At 68.5% G+C, this 17837-nt stretch carries 18 protein-coding genes; 14 read left to right on the forward strand and 4 right to left on the reverse strand.

What is annotated here, in order from left to right; translation table 11 throughout:
• The first annotated feature begins 275 nt into the window (after window positions 1-275).
• The 13 genes from aqpZ to ASF28_RS01425 all read left to right on the forward strand — a co-directional run bounded on the left by aqpZ (window position 276) and on the right by ASF28_RS01425 (window position 13152).
• Window positions 276-1016: an aquaporin Z gene (aqpZ, locus tag ASF28_RS01365; RefSeq protein WP_056086647.1), complete on the forward strand. Its 741-nt coding sequence runs from the start codon at window positions 276-278 to the stop codon at window positions 1014-1016.
• Between the two features lie 313 nt (window positions 1017-1329).
• Entirely contained in the window at window positions 1330-1809 is a 480-nt protein-coding gene (gene rpsF / locus ASF28_RS01370) for a 30S ribosomal protein S6 (RefSeq protein WP_056086650.1), read from the forward strand.
• Window positions 1810-1812: 3 nt separating this feature from the next.
• Window positions 1813-2100: a 30S ribosomal protein S18 gene (gene rpsR, locus ASF28_RS01375; RefSeq protein WP_056086652.1), complete on the forward strand. Its 288-nt coding sequence runs from the start codon at window positions 1813-1815 to the stop codon at window positions 2098-2100.
• A gap of 160 nt (window positions 2101-2260) precedes the next feature.
• Complete coding sequence (locus ASF28_RS01380) at window positions 2261-3283, forward strand: DUF2232 domain-containing protein (RefSeq protein WP_056086655.1); 1023 nt, start codon at window positions 2261-2263, stop codon at window positions 3281-3283.
• Between the two features lie 60 nt (window positions 3284-3343).
• Window positions 3344-3907: a 50S ribosomal protein L9 gene (gene rplI / locus ASF28_RS01385; protein WP_056086662.1), complete on the forward strand. Its 564-nt coding sequence runs from the start codon at window positions 3344-3346 to the stop codon at window positions 3905-3907.
• A gap of 270 nt (window positions 3908-4177) precedes the next feature.
• Entirely contained in the window at window positions 4178-5668 is a 1491-nt protein-coding gene (locus ASF28_RS01390; RefSeq protein ID WP_056086665.1) for a replicative DNA helicase, read from the forward strand.
• Window positions 5669-5792: 124 nt separating this feature from the next.
• A complete protein-coding gene (gene alr / locus ASF28_RS01395; protein ID WP_157085264.1) occupies window positions 5793-6890 on the forward strand; it encodes an alanine racemase in 1098 nt (365 codons plus the stop codon).
• Between the two features lie 21 nt (window positions 6891-6911).
• A complete protein-coding gene (gene radA / locus ASF28_RS01400; protein WP_056086667.1) occupies window positions 6912-8345 on the forward strand; it encodes a DNA repair protein RadA in 1434 nt (477 codons plus the stop codon).
• 136 nt (window positions 8346-8481) lie between these two features.
• A complete protein-coding gene (locus ASF28_RS01405; protein WP_056086670.1) occupies window positions 8482-9093 on the forward strand; it encodes a CvpA family protein in 612 nt (203 codons plus the stop codon).
• 118 nt (window positions 9094-9211) lie between these two features.
• A complete protein-coding gene (gene purF / locus ASF28_RS01410; protein ID WP_056086672.1) occupies window positions 9212-10702 on the forward strand; it encodes an amidophosphoribosyltransferase in 1491 nt (496 codons plus the stop codon).
• Window positions 10703-10712: 10 nt separating this feature from the next.
• On the forward strand, window positions 10713-11480 hold the full coding sequence (locus ASF28_RS01415) for an SDR family NAD(P)-dependent oxidoreductase (protein WP_056086675.1): 768 nt from the start codon (window positions 10713-10715) through the stop codon (window positions 11478-11480).
• Between the two features lie 88 nt (window positions 11481-11568).
• A complete protein-coding gene (locus ASF28_RS01420; protein WP_056086678.1) occupies window positions 11569-11976 on the forward strand; it encodes a dihydrofolate reductase in 408 nt (135 codons plus the stop codon).
• 57 nt (window positions 11977-12033) lie between these two features.
• A complete protein-coding gene (locus ASF28_RS01425) occupies window positions 12034-13152 on the forward strand; it encodes a carboxylate-amine ligase (RefSeq protein WP_056086681.1) in 1119 nt (372 codons plus the stop codon).
• A gap of 25 nt (window positions 13153-13177) precedes the next feature.
• Here the strand turns inward: ASF28_RS01425 and der are convergent, their stop codons facing one another.
• From der to ASF28_RS01440, 3 genes are all read right to left on the reverse strand, one after another.
• On the reverse strand, window positions 13178-14530 hold the full coding sequence (gene der / locus ASF28_RS01430; RefSeq protein ID WP_056086684.1) for a ribosome biogenesis GTPase Der: 1353 nt from the start codon (window positions 14528-14530) through the stop codon (window positions 13178-13180).
• 43 nt (window positions 14531-14573) lie between these two features.
• Window positions 14574-15284 (reverse strand): tetratricopeptide repeat protein, encoded by a 711-nt coding sequence (locus tag ASF28_RS01435; RefSeq protein ID WP_056086687.1) that lies wholly within the window; start codon window positions 15282-15284, stop codon window positions 14574-14576.
• A 128-nt stretch (window positions 15285-15412) separates the two neighbouring features.
• Entirely contained in the window at window positions 15413-16018 is a 606-nt protein-coding gene (locus ASF28_RS01440; protein ID WP_056086690.1) for an NnrU family protein, read from the reverse strand.
• Window positions 16019-16126: 108 nt separating this feature from the next.
• On the opposite strand from ASF28_RS01440, the gene ASF28_RS01445 reads away from it, so the two are divergent.
• Window positions 16127-17302, forward strand: coding sequence for a hypothetical protein (locus ASF28_RS01445; RefSeq protein WP_056086692.1), 1176 nt, complete (start codon window positions 16127-16129; stop codon window positions 17300-17302).
• 9 nt (window positions 17303-17311) lie between these two features.
• Here the strand turns inward: ASF28_RS01445 and ASF28_RS01450 are convergent, their stop codons facing one another.
• Window positions 17312-17752, reverse strand: coding sequence for a DUF779 domain-containing protein (locus ASF28_RS01450; RefSeq protein WP_056086698.1), 441 nt, complete (start codon window positions 17750-17752; stop codon window positions 17312-17314).
• Window positions 17753-17837 lie beyond the last annotated feature (85 nt).

Here is a 17837-nt window from a genome sequence, read left to right on the forward strand (position 1 = left end):
TCCGGCGCCTGTGAACCGACCTGATCCCGGTCAAACCCGGTTTTCGTCAAACATTTTCTCACTGAGAGACCCGATCGGACGCTCACCGCAATAATGGGCAACGAATGTTTCAAATGTACCCCTTGCGATGATTGCTGACCCCCTCCGGCCATGCAATGATCGCATCGTGCGTACTGGCGAAATTGTTTCCGTCCGGCAACGACGCAGGGTCGCGCCAAGTCGAACGTGATCGGCCTTCGCTTCGCGAACGCATCGGCAAAGCAGGAGGACTCCGCATGGACCACGATACGATGCGCAGGGTCACCGCCGAATTCTTCGGCACCTTCTGGCTGACCTTCGGCGGTTGTGGAGCGGCTGTCCTGTCCGCGGCTTTTCCGGAACTCGGCATCGGCTTCCTCGGTGTCGCCTTCGCCTTCGGCCTGACCGTTCTCACTATGGCCTATGCGGTCGGCCACATCTCCGGCGGCCACTTCAACCCGGCCGTCACGCTCGGCCTCTGGTCGGCGCGACGGTGCGCGAACCACCACGTCCTGCCCTACATCGTCGCCCAGCTCGTCGGCGCGGTCCTGGCGGCCGGACTGCTCTATGCCATCGCATCGGGCAAGTCGGGCTGGGTGCCGGGAGGATTCGCGTCGAACGGGTACGGCGACCTGAGCCCCGGCAAGTACAGCCTCGGAGCCTGTCTGATCGTCGAGTTTCTAACGACCTTCTTTTTCATCTTCATCATCGTCGGCACCACCTCGAAAGGGGCCGCGACGGGTTTCGCCGGCATTCCGATCGGCTTCGCGCTGGTGCTGATCCACCTTATCTCGATCCCGGTGACCAATACGTCGGTCAATCCGGCTCGGAGCACCGGCCCCGCCCTGTTCGCGGGCGGCGAGTACCTCGCGCAGCTCTGGCTGTTCTGGCTCGCTCCGATCGTCGGCGCGATGGCGGCCGGAGCGCTGGGCCGCTGGTTCTACGAGCCCGCGGACATCCTCGAAACGGTCGTGGTGGAGAAGCAGGCTGCGGTCTGAGGCTCTGTCTCGGCCGGCACGTCCGGCTCGCGGCCCCAGAACAACTTGCCAATCCCGAACAACTGGTTTATCCGCCACCCCTCGCGTTCGCTCCGGCTGGGGGCTGAACGGACGGTACCGGCTTCGCCGGTACAGGGTTGAATCCTGAAAAGGTTTTTCCCGTCGTCCCGTGTCTCCGCCTTCGATCAACCGCTCGGGCCTTCAAACGGCTCGAAGGGCTTGGCGCCGGGCGATCCGCGTACGAACCGGCCCGACGCTATTGTCCCGCACTCCGATGTGCCGTCGGGTCCCTTTGGATATGAAGGGCCCGTTAATGCCTCTCTACGAACACGTCTTCCTGGCGCGCCAGGACGTGACGACCCAGCAGGTCGAGACCATGGTCGAGACCTACAAGGGCGTCATTGAAGCCAATGGCGGCAAGGTCGAGAAGATCGAGATGTGGGGCGTGAAGTCCCTCGCCTACCGCATCAAGAAGAACCGCAAAGCGCATTTCACGCTCCTCAATGTCGATGCCCCCCCGGCCGCACTGGCCGAGATGGAGCGTCAGATGCAGATCTCCGAGGATGTCCTGCGCTTCATGACCGTGCGCGTCGAAGAGCTCGAGTCCGAGCCGTCGGCGATGATGCAGAAGCGCGACCGCGACGACCGCAAGGATCGCGAACGCGGCCGTCGTCGTGACGACGAGGGCTTCGGTGGCGGCGGTGGATTCGGTGGCGACCGCGATCGGGGTGATCGCGGCGACCGTGGGGATCGGGGTGACCGTCCCGAGCGCAACTTCGGCGGGGAGGCTTAAGCCATGGCATTTGGTGCTGGACCCGGAGCGGCTCCCGCCGCTGGCGCTGGTGGCGGTGCGGGCGGCGGACGTCGCCCCTTCTTCCGTCGTCGCAAGACCTGCCCGTTCTCGGGCGCGAACGCGCCCAAGATCGACTACAAGGACGTCAAGCTCCTGTCGCGCTACGTCTCCGAGCGCGGTAAGATCGTGCCGTCGCGGATCACGGCGGTGTCCGCCAAGAAGCAGCGCGAGCTCGCCCAGGCGATCAAGCGCGCGCGCTTCCTCGGCTTCCTCCCCTACGTGATCAAGTAGTTCACGCTGCCCCGGTCCGGCTCCGCCGGGCCGGGGCGTCCCTCGCGAGCGCGACGGGGCATTTTCGTACCGGTCTTCGATGAGGAAGGCCGGGAGTCGTTGGGGCGATGTGGTTCGCCTCTAACCCTGCCCGTATCGGGACAGTGGGACAGCGGGATCGATGGGTCAGTTTCTCGGAATCGGTATCGGCGCGGGCCTCGTCTCCGCCCTCCTCTTCGGCGTGCTGCTGAAGGCGACGGCGCTCGCCATCATCCTCTACCTGCTCGCCCCCCTCCCGATTCTCATCGTGGGGCTCGGCTGGAGCCACAAGGCCGCCCTCGTCGCGGCCATCACCGGCAGTCTGGCGCTGGCCCTCGTGGTGCAGCCCTTCCTGGGTCTCGGCTTCCTCGCCTATCTCGCCCTCCCCGCCTGGTGGCTCGCCTACCTCGCGCTTCTGGGCCGACCCGGCGCGGACGGCACCATGGAATGGTACCCGACCGGCCGGCTTCTGGCTTGGACCGCCGGCACGGCCGGCCTCGCCTTCGTCGCCATCGCGGTCATCGCGGCGCCGAACTACGAGACCTTCCACACGCAGCTGCGCGACATGACGCGCTCCATCGTCAAGATCCAGACGCAGGGACGCACGGCTGCGCCAGCCCCGCCCCAGGCCGCCCCCGACGCGACCGGTGCGGACGGGGCGCAATCCGACACGGGCAAGCCTGATCCGAGCAAGCCCGACGACACCCTCAAGGATGATGTCTCAGACGCGCTAGCGCGCGTCGCTCCGGGCCTCGCCGCACAGGGGTTGGCCGTCCTCCTCGTGTTCTACCTCTGGGCCGCCGCCAGAATCGTGAAGGTGTCGGGCCGTCTGCCGCGGCCTTGGCCGGATCTGCCGTCCACGCGGATGCCGCGCCGGGTCCTCGGCATCCTCGCCGGTGCCCTCGTGCTGACCTTCGTGCCGGGCTATCCCGGCGTCCTCGGCGTGGCCCTGGCCGGCGCCCTCAGCGCGGCCTTCGCCATCCAGGGCCTCGCCGCCTTCCACGACCGCAGCCGTGGCCGCCCCGGGCGCCTCGCCCTGCTGCTCGGCCTCTACCTCATCCTGTTCGTCACCCAGGGCATCGCCTTCGTGGCCCTGACCCTGTTCGGCATCGCCGACACCGCCCTCGACCGGCGTCGTCCCAAGGACGCGTCCGGGCGATCTTGAGCCCCGCAGCCGACGACCGTCGGCGGCCTCCATCCCAACCTCAACCGAAGGACCAACCCCATGGAAGTCATCCTCCTCGAGCGCGTCGCCAAGCTCGGCCAGATGGGCGAGACCGTGAACGTCAAGCCGGGTTACGCCCGCAACTTCCTGCTGGCCCGCGGCAAGGCCCTGCGCGCCACCGCCGGCAACAAGAAGCACTTCGAGACCCAGCGCGCCCAGCTCGAGGCCCGCAACCTTGAGAAGAAGTCCGAGGCCCAGACCGTCGCCGAGACCCTCGAGGGCAAGAGCTTCGTGCTGATCCGCCAGTCGGGCGAGACCGGCGTGCTGTACGGCTCGGTCTCCACCCGCGATCTCGCCGAGGTCGTCACCGCCGAGGGCTTCTCGGTCGGCCGCGATCAGTTCGCCCTCAACCAGCCGATCAAGACCCTGGGCCTGCACGTCGTCCCCGTCGTGCTCCATCCCGAGGTCGAGGTCTCCGTGACCGTCAACGTCGCTCGCTCCCCCGAGGAAGCCGAGCGTCAGGCGCGTGGCGAATCCACCACCGAGCGCGAGGCGTTCAACCTCGACGACCTCGGCCTGGAAGTCGGCGCGGCACTGGCCGAGGCCGGTGACGACCGCGAGTAAGCCGATTCACGGCCCTTCGGGCCGGTGGAGAACGGGGAACGACGGCCCTCGCGGGTTGACTTGTTCCTTATTTGTTCCAGCATGGACGCCCGCGCCTCGCCCGAGTCGCGGGCGTTCGCGTGTCCGGCGCCAGTCGGATCCGCGGGCCGATCGGTCGGTCGTGATCAGAGCCCCTTAACCATGGTGCATCATGGTTGGCCTCTGAATGAAGGCGGGTCGGGCGTTCACGTCCCCACGCGCTCGGAAAAAGTCGGAGCCTCGAGTCAGCCCATGGCCCTGCCCAACGCCCTTGTGGCCAACCTTCAACAGGTGACGCAGGAATTCCGCGTCGCGCCGCACAACATCGACGCGGAGCAGGCGCTGCTCGGCGCGATCCTGGTCAACAACGACGCCTATTACCGCATCTCGGACTTCCTCCTCGCCGAGCATTTCATGGAGGATGTCCACCGCAAGATCTTCGAGGTGGCGTCGCAGCTCATCAAGGGCGGCAAGCTCGCCACCCCCATCACCTTGAAGACCTATCTGGGCGACGCCGATCTCGGCGGCCAGACCGTGATGCAGTACCTCGCCCGCCTGGCGGCCGAGGCGACCACGGTGATCAACGCGGGCGATTACGGCCGCACCATCTACGACCTCGCCATCCGGCGCCGGCTCATCACCATCGGCGAGGACCTCGTTAACGGCGCCTACGAGGCGCCGGTGGAATCCTCGCCCCGCGACCAGATCGAGGGCACCGAGCGCCGCCTCTACGAGCTCGCCGAGTCGGGTAAGTACGACGGCGGCTTCCAGAAGTTCTCCGAGGCGCTCACCACCGCCGTCGACATGGCGGCCAAGGCCTACCAGCGCGAGGGCAAGCTCTCGGGCATCGCCACGGGCCTGTCCGACCTCGACGCCAAGATGGGCGGCCTGCAATCGTCGGATCTCATCATCCTCGCGGGCCGCCCGGCCATGGGCAAGACCTCGCTGGTGACCAACATCGCCTTCAACATCGCCAAGGCCTACAAGGGCGAGAAGGGCGCCGACGGCGTCATGAAGACGGTGAACGGCGGCATCGTCGGGTTCTTCTCCCTCGAGATGTCGGCCGAGCAGCTCGCCACCCGTATCATCGCCGAGCAGTCGGGCGTGCCGTCCTACAAGATCCGCCGCGGCGACATCCGCCCGGAGGACTTCTACAAGATCACCGATGCCGCCCGGGACATGCAGACGATCCCGTTCTACATCGACCAGACCGGCGGCATCTCCATCGCCCAGCTCGCGGCGCGTGCCCGGCGCCTCAAGCGCCAGAAGGGCCTCGACCTGCTCATCGTCGATTACCTCCAGCTCCTGTCGGGCTCGGGCAAGCGCTCGGACAATCGCGTGCAGGAGATGACCGAGATCACCACGGGCATGAAGGCGCTGGCGAAGGAGCTCGCGGTGCCGATCATCGGCCTGTCGCAGCTCTCGCGTCAGGTCGAGAACCGCGAGGACAAGCGCCCGCAGCTTTCGGACCTGCGCGAATCGGGCTCCATCGAGCAGGATGCCGACGTGGTGATGTTCGTGTTCCGCGAGGAATACTATGTGAACAACAAGAAGCCCCGCGAGGGCACGGAGGAGTTCTTCGCCTGGGAAGCGGAAATGAACCGGGTCCACGGCAAGGCCGAGGTGATCTTAGGGAAACAGCGCCACGGCCCCACCGGCACCGTGGAACTCCAGTTCGACGCCAACATCACCCGGTTCTCGAACCTCGCCCAGTCGGACCGGATTCCCGATCAGCATATGTGATCGGATAGTCCGCGACCCGATATCTCACACGACGAACGATCCGGCGGGTGGGAAATCCGCCGTTGCCTAAAGTTTGCAGGGGAGCGGCCCGTGCCGATCCGAGAACCGAGCGAAGCTGGACAGCGTGATCGAACCAGGCCACGGCGCCATCCTCACCATCGACCTCGGGGCCATCGTGGCGAACTGGCGCCGCCTCGCGGACGAGGCGCCCGGCCTCGCCTGCGCGGCGGTGGTCAAGGCCGATGCCTATGGCTGCGGCCTGACCCATGTCGCGCCGGCCCTATGGGCGGCCGGGTGCCGCACCTACTTCGTCGCCCACCTGAGCGAAGCCGTCGCGGCGCGCGCGCTCCTGCCGGAGGCGACCATCTACGTCCTCAACGGGCTCCTGCCGGACATTGGCTCCGCCCTCATGGCCCACGCCCTGCGTCCCGTCCTCGGATCGCCCGAGGAGCTGACGGAATGGGCAGCTTTGTGCGTGAGATCCGGCGCCCCGCAACCCGCCGCGCTCCACATCGATACCGGGATGAACCGCCTCGGCTTCTCGGTGTCCGAGGCCTTGGCGCTCGCTGGCGATCCCATCGTGGCACGCGCTGGCATCGGCCTCCTGATGACCCATCTCGTCAGCGCCGAGTTGCCCGAGGAGGCCGTCAACACCCGGCAGGCCGCAGACTTCGCGCGCCTGCGCGCCGCCCTGCCGGGCATCCCCGCCTCCTTCGCCAACTCGTCGGGCGTCTTCCTCGGCGGGGAAGCTCACCACGACCTCCTGCGGCCCGGCTACGCCCTGTTCGGTGGCAATCCCACACCCGGCAAGCCGAACCCCATGCGCCCGGTTGTGCGACTCGAGGCGACCATTGCCCAGGTTCGCACCGTCGCGGCCGGCGAGACCGCCGGCTACAACGCCCGCTGGACGGCCGATAGCCCGCGCCGCCTCGCGACCCTCTCCATCGGCTACGCCGACGGCTATCCCCGCGCGGCGAGCGGGCGGGGCGCCGCCCTGGTCGACGGCGTGCGCTGTCCCATCGTCGGCCACATCTCCATGGACCTCGTCATCCTCGACGTCACCGACGCCCCCGGCGCGGCGCGCGGCGGAACCGCGACGCTCATCGGCGACGCGCTCGACATCGACACCGTGGGACAGGCCGCAGGTACCATCGGCTACGAGATCCTGACGGGGCTGGGTTCTCGCTATGTTCGCCATTATGTGACAGGAACCGAGGCCTGAGGGGCCTCTTCCGGACGCAGCATGGCCAAGATCAACCAAACCTTCGTGTGCCAGTCCTGCGGGGCGGTCTACAACCGCTGGCGCGGGCGCTGCGAAGCCTGCAACGGCTGGAACTGCATCGCCGAGGAGACGGGTGCCGGCGGTCCCCAGTCCGGCCCGGTCAAGACGCGGCCGAGCCGGGCCAAGGGCCGAGTGTTTCCGCTGGAGGGCCTCACCGGCGAGGTCAAGCAGGCCCCGCGCATCCCGTCCGGGATCAACGAGCTCGACCGGGTGACGGGCGGCGGCTTCGTCCGCGGCTCGGTGATCCTGCTCGGCGGCGACCCCGGCATCGGCAAGTCCACCCTGCTGATGCAGGCCACGGCCGCCATGGCGCGCACGGGGGAGCGGGTCGTCTACATCTCCGGCGAGGAGGCGGTGGCGCAGGTGCGCCTGCGCGCCGAGCGCCTCGGCCTCGCCGACATGCCGGTGGAGTTGGCGGCCGAGACCAACGTCGAGGATATCGTCGAGACCCTGTCGCAGGGCACGCCACCGGCCCTCTGCATCATCGATTCGATCCAGACCATGTGGACCGAAACCGTCGAATCGGCACCCGGCACCGTCACCCAGGTGCGCGGCTCGGCCCAGACGCTGATCCGCTTCGCCAAGACCACCGGCACCGCGGTGATTCTGGTCGGCCATGTCACCAAGGACGGTCAGATCGCGGGACCGCGCGTCGTCGAGCACATGGTCGATGCCGTGGCCTCGTTCGAGGGCGATCAGGGCCACCATTTTCGTATCTTGCGCGCGGTGAAGAACCGCTTCGGGCCGACCGACGAGATCGGGGTGTTCGAGATGACCGATATGGGGCTCGCCGAGGTACCGAATCCCTCCGCCCTGTTCCTCGCCGGGCGCGACCACGCGGCACCGGGCACGGCGGTGTTCGCCGGCATGGAAGGCACGCGGCCGCTCCTCGTCGAGATCCAGGCCCTCGTCGCGCCCTCGTCGCTCGGGATGCCGCGTCGCGCGGTGGTCGGCTGGGACCCCAACCGCCTGTCCATGGTGCTCGCCGTCCTGGAGGCCCATGGCGGCATCCGCCTCGGCACCCACGACGTCTACCTCAACGTTGCCGGCGGCCTGCGCATCACCGAGCCGGCGGCGGATCTGGCCGTGGCCGCCGCCCTGGTCTCGTCCCTGTCGGGCTCTGCGCTGCCACCCGAGACGGTGTATTTCGGCGAGATCGGCCTATCCGGTGCCATCCGGCCCGTGGCCCAGGCGCCGGCCCGCTTGAAGGAGGCGCTCAAGCTCGGTTTCGCCAAGGCGGTGACACCCCAGGGGCGCGGCGAGGGCGGCAACGACGGGTTTCCCACCGAAGCCCTGCGCCACATCGCCGACCTCGTCGCCGGCATCGCCAGCAACGGTCCGCGCCGGGTCGGCTCGAACCGGGGACGCGGCGCGGTGGAGTACGACGACGACTGAAGCCCCTTCCGGGCCGGGACGGCCGCCGGCTTGAGGGTGACGGCCAGGATTCGGCACGATATACAGGGGCGCGGCCGAGGGAAGCCGCAGGATACGCTGCGCTGCCGCAACTCCCTTGAAGTGACAATCTCCCACGATGCCGTTCTCCGTTCTCGATCTCGTCGTGCTCGGCATCGTCGTGGTGTCCGCGTTGCTTGCGGCCGTTCGCGGTGCCACCCGTGAAGTGCTGGCGATCATCGCGTGGGTTGCCGCCGCCGCCGTTGCCTGGAAACTCTATCCCCTACTTCTGCCCACCGTGAGCCAACACGTCACCAATGCCACCGTGGCCCTGGTGGCCTCCATCGCGGCGATCTTTCTCGGTACGCTCATCGTGGTCTCGATCATCACCGTGAAGGTGTCCGACATGATCCTCGATTCGCGCATCGGCGCCATCGATCGGTCCCTCGGCTTCCTGTTCGGCGCCGGGCGGGGCTTTCTCATCTGCGTCATCGGATGGGTGTTCCTGGCTTGGCTCGTCCAGGGCAAGATGCCCGATTGGGCGGCGCAGGCCCGCAGCCGGCCGATGCTGGAGAAATCCGGCGAGGCCTTGGTGGCGCAGTTGCCCGAGAATCCGGAAGGCCTCCTGAAGCAGTTCAAGAAGCCCAAGGTCGAGACCCCGGCCGATCCCGTGGAGCCGCCGGAAGGCGATGTCCCCGCCCAGCGCCGCAGCGAGGGGCCGTCCCCAGCCACGCCCGCCTCGCGACGCTGATCTGCGTGCCCGCGCTTGGTGCCCGGGCGAACCTTGCTTACATGCTGGCTTCTCGCATGACGGCCTCGTGACGACGCCGGCTGTGCCCAGTGCCGGGCAACCAGGGATCGACCGCACCATGTTGGCAGTGAAACCGAGTGCCCGTCCGGCTGCCGGGATCGTCGACGGCCTCGATCGCGACGGCGATACCCTGCGTGAGGAATGCGGCGTCTTCGGCATCTTCGGCCACCCCGACGCCTCCGCCATCGTGGCGCTGGGCCTCCACGCCCTCCAGCATCGTGGCCAGGAAGCGGCTGGGATCGTCTCCTTCGACGGCGAAGTGTTCCATTCGGAGCGCCGCCCCGGCCTCGTCGGCGATTCGTTCTCGGACGGCGAGACCATCGCCCGCCTGCGGGGCCGGGCCGCCATCGGCCACGTGCGTTACTCGACCACCGGCGGCACCATCCTGCGCAACGTCCAACCGCTGTTCGCCGAACTCGCCAGCGGCGGTTTGGCGGTCGCGCATAACGGCAACCTCACCAACGCGCTGTCGATCCGCCGCGACCTCGTGCGCGACGGCGCCATCACTCAGTCGACCTCCGACACGGAGGTGATCCTGCATCTGGCCGCCCGGAGCCGCGCCCCGCGCATCGTCGAGCGCTTCACCGAGGCCCTCAAGCAGATCGAGGGCGCCTACGCCATCGTGGCGCTCACCAACAAGAAGCTCATCGGCGCCCGCGATCCCATGGGCATCCGCCCCCTGGTGCTCGGCGAACTCGACGGCCGCTACATCCTTGCCTCGGAGACCTGTGCGCTGGACATCATCGGCGCAAAGTTCATCCGCGATGTCGAGAACGGCGAGATCGTGGTGATCTCCGAAGAGGGCATCGAATCGATCCGCTTCGCGCCGGCCCGGCCCATGCGCCCGTGCATCTTCGAGTACATCTACTTCGCCCGCCCCGATTCCGTGGTGAACGGCAAGAGCGTCTACGCGGTCCGCAAGAACATCGGTCACGAGCTCGCCCGTGAATCGGCGGCCTCCGCCGACGTGGTGATCCCGGTGCCGGATTCCGGCGTGCCCGCGGCCCTCGGCTTCGCCCAGGAGACCGGCCTGCCCTTCGAGATGGGCATCATCCGCAACCACTATGTCGGGCGCACCTTCATCCAGCCGACCCAGTCCGTGCGCGAGCTCGGCGTACGCATGAAGCATTCGGCCAACCGCGCCGTGGTCGAGGGCAAGCGCATCGTCCTGGTCGACGACAGCCTGGTACGCGGCACCACCTCCGTGAAGATCGTCCGGATGATGCGGGAAGCCGGCGCCAAGGAGGTGCATTTCCGCATCGCCTCGCCGCCCATCACCTATCCGGACTTCTACGGCATCGACACGCCGGAGCGCGAGAAGCTCCTGGCCGCCACCCACGATCTCGAGGGCATGCGCCGCTACATCGGCGCCGATTCCCTGGCCTTCCTATCCATCGACGGCCTGTACAAGGCCATGGGCGAGGACCGCCGCGACGAGGCCTGCCCGCAATACACCGATCATTGCTTCACTGGCGACTACCCAACGAACCTGACCGACATGGCCATCGCAGGTCCGCGCCGGCTGGCGATGCTGGCGGAAGCCGACTGAGCGCCGGGCCATGACCGACGACACGCACTTGACCAACCCGCGAAACCCCCTGGCCGGGCGCGTCGCCGTCGTGACCGGCGCCTCGCGGGGTATCGGCCGGGCCGCCGCGCTGGCCCTGGCGGCGGCCGGCGCCCACATCGTCGCCGTCGCCCGGACGCAGGGCGCACTGGAAGAACTCGACGACGCCATTCGGGCGGCGGGATCGAGCGCTACCCTGGTCCCCCTTGATCTCACCGATTACGACGCCATCGATCGCCTCGGTGCCGGGCTGCACGAGCGCTGGAAGCGCCTCGACATCGTCGTGGGCAATGCCGGCATCCTCGGTAATCTAACCCCGCTCGGCCACGTCACGCCCAAAACCTGGACGCAGGTGATGGACATCAACGTCACGGCGAACTGGCGTCTGATCCGCTCGCTCGATCCGCTTCTGCGGATGTCCGATGCCGGCCGGGCGATTTTCGTGACCTCGGGTGCCGCCCAGAAATGCAAGGCCTACTGGGGGCCCTACTCGGTTTCCAAGGCCGCCCTCGATGCCCTGGTGCGGACCTACGCCGCCGAGACCGAGACCACGTCCGTCCGCGCCATGCTCCTCAACCCCGGCCCCCTGCGCACGGACATGCGCCGCGCCGCCATGCCGGGCGAGGACCCCGAGACCCTGAAGACGCCGGAGGATCTGGCGCCGCACATCGTCCGGATGGCGTGTCCCGATTGGAACCAAACGGGCAAGATTTACGACTTTCCCAACGACCGCGTGCTGACCCCGCGGATGGCCGACTGATAATTTCCCGGCGGTCACCGCTGCCGCTTACGCTTCCATCCAGAGCGGGCATCCGCAGACGCTCTTCCGCTCCCAGGGCCATGAAACGATGATCGACGTTCGCTGCATCTGCGCCATCGGCCAGCGGGGACAACTCGGGCTCGACGGGCACCTCCCGTGGGAAGGCAACACCGATCCGCTCTTCGTCGAGGACGTAACGCGGTTCTTCGCCATCACCATGGGCCACGTCCTCATCGCCGGTCCGAAGACCGTGGCCTCGGTGCCGGAGTTCGCGTTCAAGGACCGCACCATCGACGTGATCCGCAGCCACGAGGACCCGGAGGCGGTGCTCGCGCGCTATCCCGGCCGGCGCATCTTCGTCGGCGGCGGCATCGCGGTGTGGAACGTCTACGCGAAGTACATCCAGCACTGGGACGTCACCCGCCTGCCCTACGATGGCGAGGCCGACCGCTGGTTCGATCCAGCTTGGCTCGTCGGTGGCCCCTTACGCACCTGACGGCACAAAGGGCCGGGCTGGCGGGTTGAGAAGAGCCCTCCAGCTCCAAGGTCCACGATGAGCCCGCATTCGTATCGCTTCGGCATCGAGGAAGAGTACTTTCTGGCCGATGCGGAGAGCCGGGGCACGCCGGACCGGTCGCTCAAAGCCTTCCACGACGCGGCCGGGGCGGCCCTGCCGGAGATCGGCCGCGAACTCCTCGAATCCCAGATCGAGGCCTGCACGCCGCCCTCGGGCAGCTTCGGGGAAGCCCGCGAGACGCTTGCGCATCACCGGGCCACCCTGGCGCGGATCGGCCGCGAGCACGGCGTCCTCGCCTTCGCCGCCGGCACCCATCCGGTGGCGGCCTGGGCAAGGCAGGTGGCCACGCAGGGTGAGCGCTACACCGGCATCCTCGAAGATGTCGGTCTGGCCGGTCGGCGCAGCCTGATCTGCGGCATGCACGTTCATGTCGAGGTGCCGGACCCGGACACGCGGGTCGACCTCATGAACCGCCTGCTGCCGTTCCAGCCGATCCTGCTCGCCCTCTCGGCCTCGTCGCCATTCTGGCAGGGCCAGCCGACGGGGCTCGCCGCCTATCGCCTCAGCGCCTTCGGCGAACTCCCGCGCACCGGCCTGCCCGAGCTGTTCGCGGATCGTGCCGCCTACGAGCGCTACGTCCGGATCATGACGAGGGCCGGCTCTATCGCGGATGCGAGCTTCCTGTGGTGGTCGCTGCGCCCGTCCATCAAGTTTCCGACCCTCGAACTGCGCATCGCCGATTCCTGCACGCGGGTCGACGACGCGATCACCATCGCGGCCCTCTACCGCTGCCTCGTCCACTGCGCCGTGCGCCGCCCGGACCTGAATGCCGGCCTCGACGGCGTCTCGCGGGCGCTGGCGCAGGAGAACCTGTGGCGGGCGCAGCATGGGGGAACGAAGGCGGAGATGATCGATGAGGCGAGCGAAGAGGCCGTACCGTTCGCAGTGGCACTCGACAACCTCCTGGCGCTGATCCGAGAAGATGCCGAAGCCCTCGGCTGCGTCGACGATGTCGAAGGCGCCCGGCGGATCGTCCACGACGGCACGAGCGCCAAACGCCAGATCGCCGCCTACGATGGGGCGCGAACCGAAGGTCGGAATCCCCTCGTCGCAGTGGTGGACTGGCTGGCCGCCACCACGCGCGGCGACGATTGAACGTCGCCGACGAGGAGAACCCGGCTCAGCCCTTGTTGTCCTTGTCGAACGGGTTCTTCGACGTCCGGAGCGAAAGCCGGATCGGCACGCCCGGCAGTTCGAACGATTCGCGCAGGCCGTTGACGAGGTAGCGGGTGTAGGATTTCGGCAGGCCATCGAGCTGGTTGCCGAACAGGGCGAAGTGCGGCGGGCGGCTCTTCACCTGGGTCGCGTAACGGATCTTGATGCGCCGGCCCGAGACGGCCGGGGGCGGGTTGCGCTGGGTCGCCGCACTCAGCCAGTCGTTGATGCGCGAGGTCGAGACGCGGGTGTTCCACACCACTTCCGCGCCGGTGACCGCCTGCATGAGCTTGTCGATACCCTCGCCGGCGAGCCCCGAGAGCGGCACCACCGGAACGCCGCGCACCTGCGGCAACAGGCGGGTGCAATCCTCGCGCAGCTTCTTCAGGAGGCCGTTCTGGTCGGCGACGAGGTCCCACTTGTTGAGGCCGATGACGAGGGCACGGCCTTCGCTCTCGATGAGATCGACGATGGTGAGATCCTGCTTCTCGAACGGGATCGTGGCATCGAGGAGCACCACCACCACCTCGGCGAAGCGCACGGCGCGCAGGCCGTCCGACACCGCGAGTTTCTCCAGCTTGTCGTCGATGCGGGCCTTGCGGCGCATGCCGGCGGTGTCGTGCAGCTTGATCCTGCGCCCGCGCCATTCCCAATCCAGGGAGATGGAATCGCGGGTGATGCCGGCCTCGGGGCCGACGAGGAGGCGCTCCTCGCCGAGCATACGGTTGATGAGGGTCGACTTGCCGGCGTTGGGGCGGCCGACGATGGCGACCTTGAGGGAGCGGTCGGACGGGTCCTCGTCCGCGTCGTCCTCGTCCTGCGCCGGCAGGGCCTCCATGAGGGCGTCGTGGAGTTCGCCGATGCCCTCGCCGTGCTCGGCCGAGAACGGGATCGGGTCGCCGAGGCCCAGGGAGAACGCCTCGTAGGCGCCGCCGAGGCCAGCGCCGCCCTCGGCCTTGTTGGCGATGAGGATGACGGGGCAGCCGGCCCGGCGCACGAGTTCGGCGAAGGGCTGATCGGCGGGCAGGATGCCGGCGCGGGCGTCGATGACGAACAGCACGATGTCGGCTTCGAGGATCGCAGCCTCGGTCTGGGCGCGCATGCGGCCGAGGAGTGAATCTGCATCGGCCTGTTCGAGGCCGGCGGTGTCGATGATGCGGAAGACGAGGCCACCGAAGTTGACGTCGCCCTCGCGCCGGTCGCGGGTCACGCCGGGGCGGTCGTCCACCAGGGCGAGCTTCTTGCCCACGAGGCGGTTGAAGAGGGTCGACTTGCCGACATTCGGCCGTCCGACGATCGCGACGGTCGGCATGTCCATGGTGTGCTCGATTCAGTCGTACGGGGTGGGGGAAAACAGAGTGTCAGCGCGTCACGGGCGGCGGGGCCGCCGGCTCGGGCGCGGCCGCTGTCACCGTGACCGGACCACCGGCCACGAGGGCGGCGTAGACCTCGATGCGCTGGCGCAGGTTCTGCGGCGCCTGCGGGTCGGCGTTGATCTGATCGAACCAGCGCCCGGCGGCGTCGTACTCGCCGCGCTTGAGGGCGACGAGGCCGAGCATTTCGCGGGCGGTGTGGCGGAAGGCGCCCGTAGGCGCGGCGAGGCCCTGGAGACTGGCCAAAGCCGCGTCCGGCTGCGGCCCGTCGAGGCGCAGGAGGGCGGCGCGGAGACGGGCGAGATCGCGCAGGGCGTCGCTGACGCCGGTATCCGCCGCGAGGGCGTCGTACTCGGTGGCCGCGGCTGCCCCGTCGCGCTTCGACGTCTCGGCGGCCGAGCGGAAGCGGGCGAGGAGGCGATAGCCGCCCGGTGCGTCGGTGCGGATCGCCTCGAACGCCTTGTCGGCCTCCGCATTCTTGCCGTCCCGGGCGAGGCGGTTCGCGGTGTCGAACTGTTCGGAGGCCGCATCGGCGCGCACGCGCTGGTCGTGCTGCCAGTAGCGCAAGCCGCCGACGGCGGCCACCACGAGGATCGCCACGGCGATGATGGCGCCGCTGTAGCGACGCCAGATCTCGGCGACCTGATCCCGGCGATAGTCCTCGTTGACCTCGCGGATGAACTCGTTGTTCTCGGCCATGCTGTCTCATGCCGGCCGAAGACACGCCCGGCCACGTCTAGGGAGATCGAGGCCTGCGCCTAGCACAGGCCCGGGCCGTTGGCGACCGGTCTTGGCCGCAGGGCCGTCCCGCCCGCATCCGGTCTCCCTCAGGCCTGACCCGGCCATGCAGCGACGCCGATGAGGATCGGGTGCAGGTATTTGCCGAACACGAACCACACGGCGAGGCCGACGACCACCGCGAGGGCATCGTTGCGCCACCCGGCCGGGGCCGCGACGACGCCGTGCTGGGCAGCCACGGCGGTGGGGCTCAACGCCCGGCGTTTGGCGCTGATGCGGGCGATTACCGCCCAGGCGAGAAAGCTGCCGAACAGCAGGATCGAGCCGAGATCGCCGTTGGCGAGCAGGTGGGCGGTGGCCCAGATCTTCACGGCCAGGAGCATCGGGTGCTTGGCCTTGGCGCGGATATGGCCCGGCAGGTAGGCCGAGGCGAGGACGATGAACGCCAGCAGGGTCAGGACGAGGGAGAGGTGACGCGTCCAGACCGGCGGGTTCCAGACTTCGATGTAGCCGGACTGGCGGTAGAGGTGGAAGCCGTAGGCGATGAGCACGAGGCCGAGCAACGAGACCCCGGTGTAGATGAGCTTGTACCGGCCCTCACCGACGTCGCCGATGACGCTCGCGCGCTTGGCCCGCGCCATGGAGAAGGCGTGCATGCCGAGGAACAGCACGAGGCCGAGGATCAGGATCAGCATGGTGGGCTTTCGCGGATCGGGATGTGGGCGGCCGCCGGAGGCGGCGCCGTGGCAATCAGTCTGTAACGGTTCAAAACCCAAACTCGCCGTGATGTCCAGGCATACGCGATGACGCGCCCCTTCCTCCGCACTCTTCTCGCGCTCGCGAGCCTCACGGGCGCCGCCACCGCGGCGTCCGAACCACCGCTCTCGGCCCTGACCCTGGTCGGACCGCCCATCGTCGTCTTCAAGGCCGGTCGCGACGCCTGCGATGGGGCCGACGTGCCGGATGCGTCGGCGCGGGCGTACCGGGACGCGTCGGGCGCCGTCGCGCTGTTCGGGATGCATTATCGGAGTCGTGCCCTGCGCGGTCCGTCCTTGGACGCGCTCAAGCTCGACTGCGCCGTCGTCCTCGATTCGGGTGAGAAGTCCGACCCGGCCCTCTACGACGACCGCTCGTGGATCACCGCCACCTGGACACAGGACGGCAAGACCATCGCCGCCCTCCTCCACCACGAGTATCAGGCCAACGAGCACCCCGGACGCTGCCGCTCCAAGGTCTACCTGGAATGCTGGTACAACACGGTGGTGGCCGCCGCCTCGACGGATGGCGGGCGCCGGTTCGTGCGCGCAACGCCGCCCGTGGTGGTGGCCGGGGCGCCGTTCCGCCAGGAGGTCGACCAGGGTCGCCATCGCGGGTTCTTCAACCCGTCGAACATCTTCGGCGACGGGCGCTGGCGCTACATGTTCGCCTCGACCACGGGGTGGGATCTCGAGGGCAGCGATCAGGCGGCCGGCGTCTGCCTGTTCCGCACCGACGATCCGGCCGACCCGGCGCGCTGGCGCGCCTGGACCGGCATCGGCTTCACCGCCGCGTTTCCCGATCCCTACACCGGAAAGGTGGCGCATCCGGCGACCTGCAAACCGGTGGCGCCCTTCCCGACTCCCGTCGGCGCCGTCGTGCGCCATCGTGCCAGCGGCGCCTGGATCGCGGTGTTCATGGCGAAGAAGGCCGGTGATTTCCCCGAATCCGGCTTCTACTGGACGAGCTCGCGCGATCTTCTCACCTGGGACCGGCCGCGGCTGCTGCTGGCCGGCACCACCCTGTACGACGATCCGTGCGGGGCGCGGGACGGGCTCATCGCCTACCCGTCCCTCCTCGACCCCGCCGCCACGGGCCGCAACTTCGACGACACCGGCGACACGGCGCTCCTCACCTACGTCACCCTGCGCACGGAGGGCTGCGCCATCACCTCCGACCGCGATCTCCTGCGCCGGCCCCTCGCCATCAAGGTCTGGCCCTGAGGTTTACGATCAGAGCTTGCAGGCGCCGGACAGCGCCATGTTCTCGGCCTGCGTGAACAGCCGCGAACGGATGAGGAAGCGCTTGTCGCGCCCGTTCTCGAGGGAGAACATGCCGCCCCGCCCCGGCACCACGTCGAGGATGAGGTGGGTGTGTTTCCAAACCTCGAATTGCGGCCGGCTGATCCAGAAATCGGCGCCCGCCACGGTCCCGAGATGGACGTCGCTGTCGCCCGTCAGGAACTCGCCCTGCGGGTAGCACATGGGCGAAGAACCGTCGCAGCAGCCGCCGGACTGGTGGAACATCACCGGCCCGTGGTCGGCGCGCAGCTCGTCGATGAGGGCGAGGGCCGCCGGGGTCGCGGTGACGCGCAGGGGCGTGCCGTCGACGCCCGCCAGGTCTGCGGTGGTCTGATCGGGCGTCGTCTGGTCAGGCGTGGCGATGTCGCTCATCGGCTTGTCCTCCCTGGGGCGATCTTCACTGGGCAGTCTTGCCGAAAACATAGGGCGAGGAACGAAAAAGCCCCGGCCTTCCGGC

Origin of the sequence: Methylobacterium sp. Leaf99 (assembly GCF_001422375.1) — a bacterium.
In the GTDB taxonomy this organism is placed as follows: Bacteria; Pseudomonadota; Alphaproteobacteria; order Rhizobiales; family Beijerinckiaceae; genus Methylobacterium.